Origin of the sequence: Enterobacter hormaechei subsp. hoffmannii (genome assembly GCF_001729745.1) — a bacterium.
Taxonomy (GTDB): domain Bacteria; phylum Pseudomonadota; class Gammaproteobacteria; order Enterobacterales; family Enterobacteriaceae; genus Enterobacter; species Enterobacter intestinihominis.
Map to the genome: position 1 here is coordinate 2153725 of NZ_CP017186.1, position 13755 is coordinate 2167479.

At 57.0% G+C, this 13755-nt stretch carries 16 protein-coding genes; 10 read left to right on the top strand and 6 right to left on the bottom strand.

From position 1 onward, the window contains the following. Position 1 precedes the first annotated feature (1 nt). Genes urtB through zinT form a run of 5 tightly spaced genes read left to right on the top strand, consistent with a single transcriptional unit; the run spans position 2 to position 4845 of the window. On the top strand, positions 2-1576 hold the full coding sequence (gene urtB, locus BFV65_RS10090; RefSeq protein ID WP_069596550.1) for an urea ABC transporter permease subunit UrtB: 1575 nt from the start codon (positions 2-4) through the stop codon (positions 1574-1576). Further along, positions 1576-2649, top strand: a complete 1074-nt coding sequence (gene urtC, locus BFV65_RS10095) for an urea ABC transporter permease subunit UrtC (RefSeq protein WP_063148874.1) — start codon at positions 1576-1578, stop codon at positions 2647-2649. The genes urtB and urtC overlap by 1 nt, the downstream gene beginning before the upstream one ends. After that, a complete protein-coding gene (gene urtD, locus BFV65_RS10100) occupies positions 2649-3446 on the top strand; it encodes an urea ABC transporter ATP-binding protein UrtD (protein ID WP_032624266.1) in 798 nt (265 codons plus the stop codon). Before urtC ends, urtD begins: the two co-directional genes overlap by 1 nt. 9 nt (positions 3447-3455) lie before the next feature. Continuing rightward, positions 3456-4154 carry an urea ABC transporter ATP-binding subunit UrtE gene (urtE, locus tag BFV65_RS10105; RefSeq protein WP_023300094.1) on the top strand — a complete coding sequence of 233 codons (699 nt, stop codon included), beginning with the start codon at positions 3456-3458 and terminating at the stop codon, positions 4152-4154. A gap of 52 nt (positions 4155-4206) precedes the next feature. Continuing rightward, positions 4207-4845, top strand: a complete 639-nt coding sequence (gene zinT / locus BFV65_RS10110) for a metal-binding protein ZinT (RefSeq protein ID WP_069597098.1) — start codon at positions 4207-4209, stop codon at positions 4843-4845. Positions 4846-4891: 46 nt separating this feature from the next. Here zinT and ydeE read toward each other — a convergent pair whose 3' ends face one another. Continuing rightward, positions 4892-6109, bottom strand: a complete 1218-nt coding sequence (gene ydeE / locus BFV65_RS10115; RefSeq protein WP_069596551.1) for an efflux MFS transporter YdeE — start codon at positions 6107-6109, stop codon at positions 4892-4894. 194 nt (positions 6110-6303) lie between these two features. Here ydeE and eamA point away from each other — a divergent pair, with 194 nt between their 5' ends. Further along, positions 6304-7203 carry an O-acetylserine/cysteine exporter gene (gene eamA / locus BFV65_RS10120; RefSeq protein WP_023330139.1) on the top strand — a complete coding sequence of 300 codons (900 nt, stop codon included), beginning with the start codon at positions 6304-6306 and terminating at the stop codon, positions 7201-7203. Between the two features lie 38 nt (positions 7204-7241). On the opposite strand, the gene marB is transcribed toward eamA, so the two are convergent. From marB to marR, 3 genes are read right to left on the bottom strand one after another with little or no spacing between them, the layout of a single operon-like run. Then, positions 7242-7457 (bottom strand): multiple antibiotic resistance protein MarB, encoded by a 216-nt coding sequence (gene marB, locus BFV65_RS10125; RefSeq protein ID WP_003857184.1) that lies wholly within the window; start codon positions 7455-7457, stop codon positions 7242-7244. A gap of 32 nt (positions 7458-7489) precedes the next feature. Then, complete coding sequence (marA, locus tag BFV65_RS10130) at positions 7490-7870, bottom strand: MDR efflux pump AcrAB transcriptional activator MarA (protein WP_001303241.1); 381 nt, start codon at positions 7868-7870, stop codon at positions 7490-7492. Positions 7871-7890: 20 nt separating this feature from the next. Continuing rightward, positions 7891-8325 (bottom strand): multiple antibiotic resistance transcriptional regulator MarR, encoded by a 435-nt coding sequence (gene marR, locus BFV65_RS10135; protein WP_020884159.1) that lies wholly within the window; start codon positions 8323-8325, stop codon positions 7891-7893. A gap of 256 nt (positions 8326-8581) precedes the next feature. On the opposite strand from marR, the gene BFV65_RS10140 reads away from it, so the two are divergent. Then, positions 8582-9247 carry a MarC family NAAT transporter gene (locus tag BFV65_RS10140; RefSeq protein WP_045622746.1) on the top strand — a complete coding sequence of 222 codons (666 nt, stop codon included), beginning with the start codon at positions 8582-8584 and terminating at the stop codon, positions 9245-9247. A gap of 93 nt (positions 9248-9340) precedes the next feature. Here the strand turns inward: BFV65_RS10140 and BFV65_RS10145 are convergent, their stop codons facing one another. Next, on the bottom strand, positions 9341-10537 hold the full coding sequence (locus tag BFV65_RS10145) for a sugar transporter (RefSeq protein ID WP_069596552.1): 1197 nt from the start codon (positions 10535-10537) through the stop codon (positions 9341-9343). 176 nt (positions 10538-10713) lie between these two features. Between BFV65_RS10145 and BFV65_RS10150 the strand changes: the two genes are divergently transcribed. The 3 genes from BFV65_RS10150 to BFV65_RS10160 all read left to right on the top strand — a co-directional run bounded on the left by BFV65_RS10150 (position 10714) and on the right by BFV65_RS10160 (position 12882). After that, entirely contained in the window at positions 10714-11502 is a 789-nt protein-coding gene (locus BFV65_RS10150; RefSeq protein ID WP_069596553.1) for a PhzF family phenazine biosynthesis protein, read from the top strand. A 22-nt stretch (positions 11503-11524) separates the two neighbouring features. After that, a complete protein-coding gene (locus BFV65_RS10155) occupies positions 11525-12337 on the top strand; it encodes a PhzF family phenazine biosynthesis protein (RefSeq protein WP_069596554.1) in 813 nt (270 codons plus the stop codon). 62 nt (positions 12338-12399) lie between these two features. Next, positions 12400-12882, top strand: coding sequence for a GNAT family N-acetyltransferase (locus tag BFV65_RS10160; RefSeq protein ID WP_032622224.1), 483 nt, complete (start codon positions 12400-12402; stop codon positions 12880-12882). Here BFV65_RS10160 and ptrR read toward each other — a convergent pair. Then, on the bottom strand, positions 12836-13714 hold the full coding sequence (gene ptrR, locus BFV65_RS10165) for a putrescine utilization regulator PtrR (protein WP_022648110.1): 879 nt from the start codon (positions 13712-13714) through the stop codon (positions 12836-12838). The two genes, BFV65_RS10160 and ptrR, sit on opposite strands and share 47 nt — an antisense overlap. Between the last annotated feature and the right edge of the window lie 41 nt (positions 13715-13755).

Here is a 13755-nt window from a genome sequence, read left to right on the forward strand (position 1 = left end):
CATGAACGCCATACGCATGATGATTGCGATTGTGTGGCTTACCGGACTGCTGCCAGGGATGGCGCAGGCATCGGATGCCGATGATTTCGTTGCCGCTAGCCGCAGCCAGCAAACCGCCATGCTGACCCGCTGGGCAGCCACGCCGGAACCTGCACGTTTGCCGCTGCTTAAGGCGCTGCAACAGGAGAACCTTTATACCGACAGCCAGAAGAAGGCATTTACCCGCATCGACGGCGAAATGGTTGCCCTGGGCGCGGCAAAAAGCGCTGAAGGCACGACCAAAGCCGTGCGGCTGACCAACCGACTGCGCGTGTTAACCGTCACGGCGCTGGCGACGCATCAGCTTGTCAGTGACAGTGTCACAGAAAGGCGTCATGCCGCGCGGCAACTTCAGCGTGACGCCCAGCCGGATATGCTCGGCTTTCTGCAACAGCGGGCCAGTAGCGAAACGGACGACGTCACCCGACAGTCGCTGATGCTGGCGCTGGCAAACCTCCAGCTGACGAGCCCACAGGCTGAAGTACGGCTCAAGGCTGTTGAGCTGTTGGGACAGTCTGACGATCCGGACGTGCAGGCCACGCTGACGCCGTTCACCCGGACACAAACCGAGCCGGACGCACGGGTACGTGCCGCCGCCGCTGAGAGCCTGGAGCGTATTCAGCACCGGCTGATGTGGGGCGAACTGCTGGGGCAGGCCTTCATGGGCCTGTCGTTGGGGTCGGTACTCTTGCTGGCCGCGCTCGGGCTGGCTATCACCTATGGTCTGCTGGGGGTGATTAACATGGCTCACGGTGAAATGCTGATGCTCGGGGCGTATGCCACCTGGATGGTGCAGCAGGTAATGGCGCAGTGGATGCCTCAGTGGCTGGCGCTTTATCCGGTGGTGGCGCTGCCGGTGGCGTTTTGCCTGACCGCAGGCATCGGGATGGTGCTGGAGCGCACGGTGATCCGCCATCTTTATGGCCGCCCGCTGGAAACCCTGCTCGCCACCTGGGGGATCAGCCTGATGCTTATCCAACTGGTGCGAATGACCTTTGGCGCCCAGAATCTTGAGGTCGCTAACCCGGCCTGGCTGTCCGGCGGGGTGCAGGTTTTCGCCAACCTGACGCTGCCCTGGAACCGTATTGTGGTGCTCGGCTTTGTACTGCTGGTGCTGTTCTTCACCTGGCTCATTCTGAACAAAACGCGTCTGGGTCTCAACGTGCGGGCGGTGACGCAAAACCGCAGCATGGCGGCCTGCTGCGGCGTTCCCACCGGACGGGTAGATATGCTGGCGTTTGGCCTTGGGTCCGGCATTGCCGGGTTGGGCGGCGTGGCGTTGTCCCAGCTGGGGAACGTGGGGCCGGAGCTGGGCCAGGGATACATCATCGATTCATTCCTGGTGGTGGTGCTCGGCGGCGTCGGCCAGCTGGCCGGTAGCGTCGCGGCGGCCTTTGGTCTGGGGATCTTCAATAAAATTCTTGAACCGCAGATGGGCGCCGTGCTGGGCAAGATCCTGATTCTGGTGGCGATCATTCTGTTTATCCAGAAACGTCCGCAGGGGTTATTCGCACTTAAAGGGAGGGTGACAGACTGATGAGCCAGCCATTGACCTTAACACTGGCGCGCAGGGCACCGCGCACCGCGCAAATCTTCGGCAGTCTGCTGGTTGCGGCGCTGCTGGTGCTGCCTTTTCTCGCGCTGTTACCCGCAACGCATCCGCTGGCCGTTTCGACGTGGATGTTGACGCTTATCGGCAAGATCCTCTGCTACGCGGTTGTCGCCGTGGCCCTCGATCTGGTCTGGGGCTATGCCGGTATGCTCTCGCTGGGGCACGGCATATTCTTCGCCCTGGGCGGCTATGCGATGGGCATGTACCTGATGCGCCAGGCGGCCGGGGACGGGCTGCCCGCGTTTATGTCGTTTCTCTCGTGGAGCGAACTGCCCTGGTTCTGGTGGGGAACGCAGCATTTTGCCTGGGCGTTGGTGTTAATCGTGACGATCCCCGGCCTGCTGGCGCTGGTCTTCGGCTGGTTTGCTTTCCGCTCGAAGATCAAAGGGGTCTATTTCTCCATCATGACCCAGGCGCTGACCTATGCGGGCATGCTGCTGTTCTTTCGCAACGAAACCGGCTTTGGCGGCAATAACGGCTTTACCGGCTTTACCACGCTGCTCGGGTTTTCCGTTACGGCGACTACCACGCGGATCGCGCTGTTTCTCGCAACGGTCATGCTGCTGCTTCTGGCCCTGGGCACAGGCTACGCGCTGGCGAAGAGTAAATTTGGCCGCATTTTAACGGCGGTGCGCGATGCGGAAAACCGTCTGACGTTCTGCGGCTACGATCCGCGCGGCTTCAAGCTGCTGGTCTGGACGCTTTCCGCCGTACTGTGTGGTCTGGCGGGGGCGCTGTACGTTCCGCAGGTGGGTATTATCAACCCGGGTGAAATGTCGCCGACCAACTCGATTGAAGCGGCCATCTGGGTGGCGCTGGGCGGGCGCGGCACCCTGGTAGGCCCGGTGATTGGTGCGGCGCTGGTCAATGGTGCGAAGAGCTTTTTCACCGTGGCGATGCCGGAGTACTGGCAACTGTTTCTTGGGCTGATTTTCATCGCCGTGACGCTCTTTTTACCGCGCGGCGTGTTCGGTCTGTTTCGTAAGGGAGATAATTAATGCAGCCCTCTGAAGGACTCTTTACCCGCCAGCTACCGGGCGATCGTTACCGTGAGCAGACCGATCCTGTGTTACAGCTCGAGGCCATTAACGTCAGTTTCGATGGTTTTCAGGCGTTGACCGATCTCTCACTTAATATCGGCATTGGAGAATTGCGCTGCATCATTGGCCCTAACGGCGCCGGTAAAACTACGCTGATGGACGTGATCACCGGCAAAACCCGGCCAAAAAGCGGGAAGGCTATTTACGATCAGTCCATCGATCTGACAGCCCTTGAACCGGCGGCCATTGCCCGTCAGGGCATTGGCCGTAAGTTTCAGAAACCGACCGTGTTTGAAGCGCTGACCGTAGGGGAAAACCTCGAAATCGCCATGAAAGCCGACAGGTCCGTCTGGGCGAGCCTGCGGGCAAAACTCAGCGGCGAGCAGCGCGACCGCATTGACGAGATGTTGGTTTTGCTGCGGCTTGGCAGCGAGCGCGATCGCCGCGCCGGGCTGCTTTCCCACGGGCAGAAGCAGTTTCTGGAGATCGGCATGCTGCTGGTGCAGGATCCGCATCTGTTGCTGCTGGACGAACCCGCCGCCGGTATGACCGACGCAGAGACGGAATACACAGCCGAGCTGTTCCGAACTCTGGCAGGCAAGCATTCGCTGATGGTGGTTGAGCACGATATGGGCTTCGTCGAGACCATCGCCGACCACGTCACGGTGCTGCATCAGGGGCGCGTACTGGCCGAAGGCTCGCTTCGCGAGGTACAGGCCAATGAGCAGGTGATTGACGTCTATCTGGGACGCTAAGGAGAGGGGATGTTACAGGTTAACGAGCTGAATCAGTACTACGGCGGAAGTCATATTCTGCGCGGGGTGAGCTTTGAGGCGGTGGTCGGGGAAGTTACCTGCCTGCTGGGGCGCAACGGGGTGGGGAAAACCACACTGCTGAGGTGCCTGATGGGGCTGATCCCGGTGAAAGCCGGGGAGGTGGTCTGGCAGGGAAAGACCATCACTCACAGTAAACCGCACCAGCGGGTGCAGTCCGGCGTGGCGTATGTTCCGCAGGGGCGGGAGATTTTTCCGCGTCTGACCGTAGAAGAAAACCTGCTGATGGGACTGTCGCGCTTCTCCGCGGGAAACGCAAGGAGCGTGCCGGAGGAGATTTGGCAGCTTTTCCCGGTGCTGAAGGAGATGAAACACCGTCGCGGAGGCGATCTTTCCGGTGGTCAGCAGCAGCAGCTGGCGATTGGTCGCGCGCTGGCGAGCCGTCCACGGTTACTGATCCTGGATGAACCCACGGAAGGTATACAGCCGTCGGTGATTAAAGAGATTGGGCAGGTGATCCGCAGCCTGGCGAACCGGGGGGATATGGCGATCCTGCTGGTGGAGCAGTTTTATGATTTTGCGGCGGAGCTGGCCGACAGCTATCTGGTGATGTCGCGCGGCAGCATCGTCCAGCAGGGGCGCGGTGAGAACATGGAGCAGGAGGGGGTTCGCGGACTGGTTGCGATCTGAAATGTTATACTATAACATCCTCATTCTTATAACACGGAATGAGGGTTTTGCTGTGGCTGCACAACTTGGAAAAATTGCGCTGACTCTGGGAACGCTGCTGGTAAGCGGCTCGCTTTTTGCCCATTCGCACGGTCATCAGATGACGGAGGCGGAACAGAAGGCGGCAAACGGCGTCTTTGAGGATAAAGACGTCAGGGACAGGACGCTGTCTGACTGGGACGGGACCTGGCAGTCCGTTTACCCGTTCCTGCTTGATGGTTCGCTGGATCCGGTTTTCGAAAAGAAAGCGCAGAAGGGGGATAAATCCGCTGCCGAGGTGAAAGCCTACTACCGTAAGGGCTACGCGACGGACGTGGACGCCATCGGCATTGAAAACAACGTGATGGAATTCCACAGAGGCAAAACGGTGAGCAGCTGCCGCTACGACTACAGCGGCTATAAAATTCTGACCTATGCGTCGGGGAAAAAAGGCGTGCGCTACCTGTTTGAATGTAAGGATAAGGCAAGCCAGGCGCCTAAGTTTGTGCAGTTCAGCGATCATACCATCGGGCCGAAAGCCTCTTCACACTTCCATATCTTTATGGGCAACACCTCCCACGAGGCGCTGCTGAAAGAGATGGATAACTGGCCGACCTACTACCCGAACGAGATGTACAAAGAGCAGGTGGTGGAGGAGATGTTGCACCACTAGGCTGTTGGATTTGCCGGGTGGGGGCTTAGCCTTACCCGGCGTGGGATTAGGGTTTCGTAGGTCGGGTAAGCGCAGCGCCACCCGACACGCTATCTTCACTTTTCACGCGCATCCCGCGCAAAACCATCAGCCACGCCGCAATAATGGCGGCCATCATAATAATAAATAACGACCAGTGCGGCAGATGGGTCAGGATGAGCCCGGTGATCATCGGGTTCGCCGCCGCGCCCAGCCAGCCCAGCGCCTGGGCGGAGAAGTAGCTCGCCTTCATGCCCGGCGGGGCGATATTGTCGATCAGCATGTATTCACCCGGGGCATAAATAATTTCACCCAGGGTGAAAATCGCCGCCGCAATCCCCCAGTAAAGCAGGTTCTCGCCGGAAAGCATAAACCCGCCCAGCCCTAGGATGAAAAAGAGCGTTGCGGCTGTCATTAGCGGGCGGATGTTGCTTGCGGAGATCTTGCGGCCAAGCGCGTATTGCAGGGTGACCACCACCACTGCGTTGACGGGCAACACAACGGCCACCACCTTTTCTGCGAAATCGCTGTCCGCATACGCGGCGAGGACATACTGGGAAATGCAGCTGGCGAACGATCCGCCCACATAGGACGCCAGCAGGCCGGAGAGCGTGTACCAGAACAGCGCCCGGTCCTTCAGCAGCACCGAGGGCTGCCACGGCGCTTTTTCCTCCACGCTGTCAGACGCTACGCTTTTCTGCACAAAGAAATGGATAAACCCGAGCGGCAGTGCGGCGCAGAAGGCCGCCAGCCAGAACGGCAGTTGCAGGCTGTACATCACCAGTAGAGTGCCAACCGGCGGCCCAATCGTCCAGCCGATGTTCAGGAAACTGTAGTTGAGTGAGAAAACGCGCGCCTTTTCGCTGGAGGTCAGCACGTCGGCAAACCACGCTTTCAGCACCGTTGAGAAGACGGAATAGGCGCAGTTAATCAGGGCAAAGAACAACACCACCAGCGTCACGCTATTCACCAGCGGAATGGCCACAAACCCGGCGATAAAGGCCACGATGGCGACCAGCATATAGCGTTTTTTGTCGAACTTGTCCGCCAGGATGCCAAACCCCAGGCTAAACACCACGCCAATGGTCAATGCCACGGTAAGGGCATAGCCAATATTCTCCACGCTCATATCGTACACGCGTGTGAGATATATGGTCATAAAGGGCAGCGTTGCCCCGCGGCCAATTGTTAATAACAATGACGATGCCAGTAGCGCTGCGGTTGAGCGCCTGATTGATGGTTTCATTTTCCTGCCCGACAAATGCTTATGCTTTTTTTTGTTGTGTTATTACAGGATTATCATGGGATCGGCAGCTTGTATAGCACCCAATTTATCCGCAAGTGCTTCTCCTCAGTACCAGAATTAATGATCTTCTCGCGGGGGTATTTTTTCTGTTACCTTGAAGTGTTTACAAAAATTTAATAATTCAGGGGCGGAAAATGACGCGGAAAGACGGGCTGTTAGCGTTACTGGTTGTCGTGGTGTGGGGACTCAATTTTGTGGTCATCAAAATGGGGTTGCACAACATGCCTCCACTCATGCTGGCGGGTCTGCGCTTCCTGCTGGTGGCCTTCCCGGCGCTGCTTTTCGTTGCCCGCCCAAAGATTCCCCTGAAGCTTCTGCTGGGCTACGGCCTCACCATCAGCTTTGGTCAGTTTGCGTTTCTTTTTTGCGCTATCAAATTCGGTATGCCTGCGGGTCTGGCTTCGCTGGTGCTTCAGGTGCAGGCTTTCTTTACCATTATTCTCGGCGCGTTTGTCTTTGGCGAACGTTTGCAGGGCAAACAGCTGGCGGGCATTAGCCTTGCGGTCTTTGGCGTGCTGGTGCTGATAGAAGGCAGCCTCAACGGTCAGCATGTCGCGCTGCTGGGCTTTATGCTCACCCTGGCGGCGGGGCTGAGCTGGGCGTGCGGCAACATCTTTAACAAGCTGATAATGCAGCATGAGTCGCGTCCTGGGATCATGTCGCTGGTGGTCTGGAGCGCGTTGATCCCCATTGTGCCGTTTATGGCCGCGTCGTTTATTCTGGATGGTCCGCAGGTGATGCTGAAAAGCCTGGTGGAGATCGACCTGACGACCATTTTGTCGCTGATCTACCTGGCATTAGTCGCCTCAATCATTGGCTACGGCATCTGGGGATCGCTGCTCGGACGCTATGAAACCTGGCGCGTGGCGCCGTTATCGCTGCTGGTACCGGTAGTCGGGCTTGCCAGCGCCGCACTGTTGCTGGATGAAACGCTCAGCGCGCTGCAACTGTGTGGCGCAGGGCTGATTATGGCCGGGCTGTATATCAACGTCTTTGGCTTGCGGGTGCGTCGGGCGACGCGGGTGCGGAGTTAAGGCAGAAAAAAGCCCCGCATTAGCGGGGCAAAAACGAATTACAGGTCGTGATTATAATACGGCACGCCTAATTCGTCGGATTTGTCGCTGCCAGCGCCCATGTGATTGAAGTCCCAGGGCGACTGGTTTTGCGTGGACGGCATAATCATGGTGTCACGATTATTTTGCTGCCCCGCACTGGGGGTTTGCTCCGCGAAGCTCTGGCCGGAAACCAGCACCAGCAAGGTGAGGGCGGCGGAGGCGATAAATTTCATGATTTCCTCGGTTACGTCTTAACAGGCGATGATTAACTGCAATGTTTTAGCGGATACAGATAACGGGATTCACCCGGCATACTGGTAATACGGTACTTATGAGGCGGCACGTCAAAGTAGTTCTTGAACGTACGCGTCAGGGTTTGTTGCGATTCAAATCCGTAACGTTCCGCCAGATAGAGGATCGGCTCATTGCTTTCTTTCAGTTTTTGGGCAATCTCCGTCAGCTTACGGCTGCGAATATATTGTCCTAATGAATGGCCGGTCTCTTTTTTAAACATCCGTTGCAGGTGCCATTTTGAGTAACCTGAACGCTCAGACACTTTCTCAAGGGAAAGTGGAGATTCCAGGTTATCTTCGATCCAGTCCAAAATGCTATGAATGGTGATAGCGTCAGTATTGCGTCTGGACATCGTCATACCTCTTTTTCTGTTTACGGCAGGATTTTCTTGAGTAAAAGCTCAAGCGTTGCCACTTCATCTGCCGTTAAGTTTTTTGTCAGTTCCTGGTGCAGTGTTTGTCCTACTAATTGATGACATTGCTCACACATGGCCGCGCCATCGCTGGTCAGTTTCACCAGTACGCCACGTTTGTCATTCGGGTTAGGGCTTCGTTCTATCCATCCTTTGCAGACGAGACGATCCAGCATGCGGGTCAACGCACCCAGATCGACAGAGAGCACCTTTTTCAGCTCAACCGGCGTGATACACACTTCGCAGCGAATGGAACACAGCACTTTGAACTGTGTTGCGGTGATATCCAGCGGTGACAGGTAGTCATTGAGCAGGCGATCTTTTTTCTGGTTAACCATATGAATAAGACGACCCAGTGGGATTATGTCGTTAAAGAGATCACTGGTGCTTTTCACAATGGTTGCCCTGGCAAGTAGTTTAGTCACGGCAGATATTATTGCTCAGGCAAGTATAAGTCAACTGAATGGATCAGCCGATGCCACGAATTGCTAAAACGCTTCAGGAACTTTTTCTGTACGCTTTTAAATCATATAGATAATCTGGGGTTATTAGTTACGCGGGACAATTATGGTTACGTTGCGCGGATAGCTCAGGACGAGACTTTCCCCCTATAATTGCGGTAATGAATAAGGATAAGGACTGCGGTGCATTATGTTGGATTTGATTAAAGCAGTGGGGCTTGGGCTGGTGGTGTTGCTTCCGCTGGCGAACCCGTTAACGACCGTGGCGCTCTTTCTGGGGCTGGCGGGTAACATGAACAGCGCGGAGCGCAACCAGCAGTCGAGGATGGCCTCCGTCTACGTCTTCGCGATTATGATGGTGGCTTATTACGCCGGACAACTGGTGATGAATACTTTTGGTATTTCGATTCCCGGTCTGCGTATCGCCGGTGGGCTGATTGTGGCGTTTATTGGTTTCCGGATGCTGTTCCCGGCGCATAAAGTGCATGAATCGCCGGAAGCCAAAAGCAAATCGGAGGAGCTTGAAAGCGAACCGAGCGCCAATATCGCGTTTGTGCCGTTAGCCATGCCGAGCACGGCGGGGCCGGGAACGATTGCGATGATCATCAGTTCCGCCTCAACGGTGCGTGATGGTGTTACTTTTCCGCACTGGGTTATTACCGTTGCGCCGCCGATCATTTTTGCGCTTATCGCCATTATCGTCTGGGGGTCATTGCGCAGCTCCGGGGCGATTATGCGCTGGGTGGGCAAGGGGGGGATTGAAGCTATCTCCCGTCTGATGGGCTTCCTGCTGGTCTGTATGGGCGTGCAGTTTATTATTAACGGCGTGCTGGAGATCATTAAGACGTATCACTGAGGACATTGCCGGGTGGCGCTGCGCTTACCCGGCCTACAAGTCCGTAATAACCTAGGCCGGGTAGGCCGAAGCCGCCACCCGGCACAACTAACGTCAACCGTGGCTGGTCTGTTCTTCCATCGCGACCGGCCATTTACGGAAGATAAGCACCGACCAGATCAGCGCAATCAGCGCGGGAATCGCCCCGAGATAGCCAATGGCCGACATCGATACATGCAGGCTGATCTGATTTCCCACCAGCGCACCGGCCCCAATTCCCAGATTGAAAATTCCCGAGAACAGCGACATTGCCACGTCCGTGGCGTCCGGGGCCAGGGCCAGCACTTTGACCTGCATTCCCAGACCAATAATCATGATCGCCACGCCCCAGAACAGACTGAGGATCGCCAGATGACTCTCGCTGCCTGCCGCAGGCATCAGTAACAGCAGGCACGCCAGCAGCAGGCTAATCGCACTGCTTACAAGCGCAGACGCGTGCTTATTGCCCAGCTTCCCGAACAGGATACTGCCGATAATACCCGCGCCGCCCAGGATCAGCAGCAGAACGGTGGCGAAGTTAGCGCTAAAGCCCGCCACAACCTGAACAAACGGCTCAATATAGCTGTAGGCCGTGTAATGGGCGGTCACCACAATCACGGTCAGCAGATAGATGCTCATCAGCGCTGGTCGACGCATCAGCAGCGGCAGACTTTTCAGCGAGCCGGAGTGTTCGCTGGGCAGTTTTGGCAGCAGTTTGATCAGACACACCAGGGTGATCAGCGCCCCCATGCCGATGGCAAAGAAGGTGGTGCGCCAGCCGAAGTATTGACCCACAATGCGCCCGATCGGCAGGCCTAACACCATCGCCAGCGCCGTTCCGGTGGCAATCAGGCTCAACGCCTGGGCGCGTTTCCCCGCCGGGGCGAGACGAATGGCGAGCGATGCGGTGATCGACCAGAAAACGGCATGGGCAAACGCGATGCCGACGCGGCTGATCACCAGCACCGTAAAGTTCCATGCCATAAATGACAGCACATGGCTGGCTATGAACACCACAAACAGCCCAATCAGCAGCTTACGACGTTCCATCTGGCTGGTCAGCAGCATAAACGGCAGCGACATCAGCGCTACCACCCATGCATAGATGGTCAGCATAATGCCAACCTGTGCCGTTTCCATATGGAAGCTGGCTGCAATGTCGGACAGCAGCCCAACCGGAACAAATTCCGTGGTGTTGAAAATAAACGCTGCGATGGCGAGCGTGACCACGCGTAGCCACGCGACCCTGCGGGAAACCGTGTGTGTTGTCATAGGGATATCTGGGATTCGTTGCCTGAAAGATGAGGAGACGATCTTAAAGCCTTAAACGGCGAAAACTCAACCGTTATGTGATGTGAATCACAAAATTTACCTTCATGCAGCGGTAGCGAACGCGGTTGTTTTCATTGAAGATAAAGAACAACACAACAAAAACAGGCGGTAACACAATGCAGGAGATTGATTTTTATCTGGTAGATGCGTTCAGCGAGTCCTCCTTTGGCGGCAACCCGGCGGCGGTGTGCCCGCTCGACGCGTGGCTACCGGATGAGACGTTACTGCGGATGGCACAACAGCATAACCAGTCGGAAACCGCGTTTTTTGTGTGCACCAAAGGGGGGATTGAGCTGCGCTGGTTCACCACGCTCACCGAGGTTAATCTGTGTGGTCACGCGACGCTTGCCGCGGCGTATGTTCTGTTTAACGAACTGGATTATCCGGACTCACGCCTTCATTTTGACACCGCTTCTGGTCGCCTGAACGTCAGCCGTGAAGGTGACTGGATGACGCTGGACTTCCCGGCCTGCCCGACGCAGGCACAGACGCCGCCACCGGAGATGCTCACCGCACTCGGTATCAGCCACTACGTCGAGGCGCGAAAAGGCCGCGCCTGGGTGCTGGTACTGGAGAGCCGCGAGCAGGTGGAAGCCATTAATCCGGATTTCTCCGCCATGACGCCGGGGGAGCATAAAGTGGCCGTCACCGCCCAGGACGAGGGGGAATACGACTTTGTCAGTCGTTTCTTCTCGCCGGGCGTGGCCGTGCCGGAAGATCCTGTCACCGGCTCCGCGCACACCATGCTGATCCCTTACTGGAGTGAACAGCTTGGCAAAACACAGATGTTTGCCCGTCAGGTTTCTGCCCGTGGTGGCGACGTACGCTGCGAACTGAAAGGCGACCGCGTGCGGATGGGCGGGCAGGCGGCGCTGTATCTGAAGGGCACAGTATTTCTGCGCTGAATAAATCTAAGAGGAACCAACGATGCAGGAAATTGATTTTTATCTGGTGGATGCCTTCAGCGACAGGGTGTTCGGCGGCAATGCGGCGGCGGTGTGTCCGCTGGAAGCGTGGCTGCCGGATGAGACGCTGCTGAAGATGGCGAAGCAGCATAATCAGTCAGAGACGGCGTTCTTTGTCCGAACGGATAACGGGTTTGAACTGCGCTGGTTTACCACGCAGGATGAAATTAACCTCTGCGGCCACGCAACCCTCGCGGCTTCTCACGTTATTTTCGAATACCTGGATTATCCACATACGGAAATCACCTTCACCACGCGCTTTGTCGGCGAACTGACGGTACAACGCAGCGGCGACTGGCTGACGCTGAATTTCCCGGCGTGGTCAACCGAGGTTGTCGATACTCCACCCGCAGTGCTATTCAGCGCGCTGGGCATTAACGCGGCAAAAGAGGTGCGTGTGGGGCGCGATTACATCGTGGTGCTCGACAGCCAGCGGCAGGTGGAGGCGCTGACGCCGGATATCACAGCCATGCTCCCGCTGGGGAAAATGGTCTGCGTTACGGCGCCGGGAGATGAGTATGATTTCGTCAGCCGCTTCTTCTGCCCGGGGGAAGGGGTCCCGGAGGATCCGGTGACGGGATCAGCGCACAGCATGCTGATCCCGTACTGGAGCGAAAAGCTTGGCAAAACGCAGATGTTGGCCCGCCAGGTCTCCTCCCGTGGCGGGGATCTGCGCTGTGAGCTGAAAGGCGACCGTGTGCTGATTGGCGGCCAGGCCACGCTGTATATGAAGGGGAAAATTTTCCTTCGTCTCCAGGATTACGGTCATCATTAAAAACTATGACGCCGGTATACAGGGCGGGCGGTATGTTGAACGAAAACGACAAGGAGCCTGCCATGTATTCTATTACCGCTGAATCCGCCCATCATCCAGATATTCTCGCCCTGATTACGGCGCTGGACCGTTATCAAAGCGTTCTCTATCCCGCGGAAAGTAATCATCTGCTGGATTTAACCGAACTGCCGGACGACTCGCTGATCCTGATGATTATTCGTGACACTCAGCTTAACGCTGTCGGGTGTGGCGCTGTTGTTTTGAACGGGGACGGGACCGGGGAAATGAAACGGGTCTATATTGATCCAACCCATCGCGGGCAACGGCTGGGTGATAAATTACTGGCGGCGCTGGAAGATGAAGCCCTCAGCCGCTGCTGCCACACCGTCCGGCTGGAGACGGGGATCAAACAACATGCCGCCATTCGTCTGTATCAACAGTGTGGATACGAACGGCGCCCCGCGTTTGCCCCCTACAACGAGGATCCGCTGAGCCTGTTTATGGAGAAGACACTGGTGGCTGACGTTCGTTTAGCAGCCCTATAAACGCCTCAAGCTGGCGGGTCATCGCCCCGCGTCGCCACACCAGCCAGGTGGTGAGCCAGCGCCAGTTTTCCGCCAGCGGCCACGCCGCCACCTGATGATGCCCCGGCATGCTCTCCAGCATGGAGCGGGGCATCAGCGCAATGCCTGCCCCGGCAATCACGCAGGCGAGCATCCCGTGGTAGGACTCCATCTCGTGGATCCTTCCCGGCGTTACGCGGTCAGCATGAAACCAGCTCTCCAGATGACGCCGGTAGGAACAGTTGGCGCGAAAGGCATAAACCTCGCTACCGCTCACCTGCGTGGCTTTTGACACTTCCGCATGGCCCGCAGGGGTGACCAGCATCATCTCTTCCCGGTAAACCGGCATTCCTTCCAGTTCGGGGTGTGAGAGCGGCCCGTCGACAAAGGCGGCGCTGAGCGTCCCCTCAAGCACACCGTCAATCATCGTACCGGAAGGCCCGGTGGATAACGCAAACTGAATGCGCGGATAGCGCTGATTAAACCGCGCCAGACTTTCCGGAATGCGTACGGCGGCGGTACTTTCCAGCGCGCCGAGCGAGAATAATCCCTGCGGTTCATCCCCGGCGACGACCATTCGCGCTTCGTCGACCAGCGCCAGGATCTGCTTGCTGTAGCGCAAAAAATTGTGCCCGGCGGGGGAAAGCCGCAGGCGCTGATTCTCGCGAATAAACAGCTCCACACCGAGATCCGCTTCAAGCTGTCGGATGCGGGTGGTGAGGTTTGACGGCACCCGGTGTACCTTCTGCGCCGCCTGGGTAATGCTGCCGGTCAGTGCGACGGCGTTAAACATCTCAAGCTGTGTTAAGTCCATGCCGTTCTCGATTCGTGAACAAGGTGGTGAGTATTATTCAT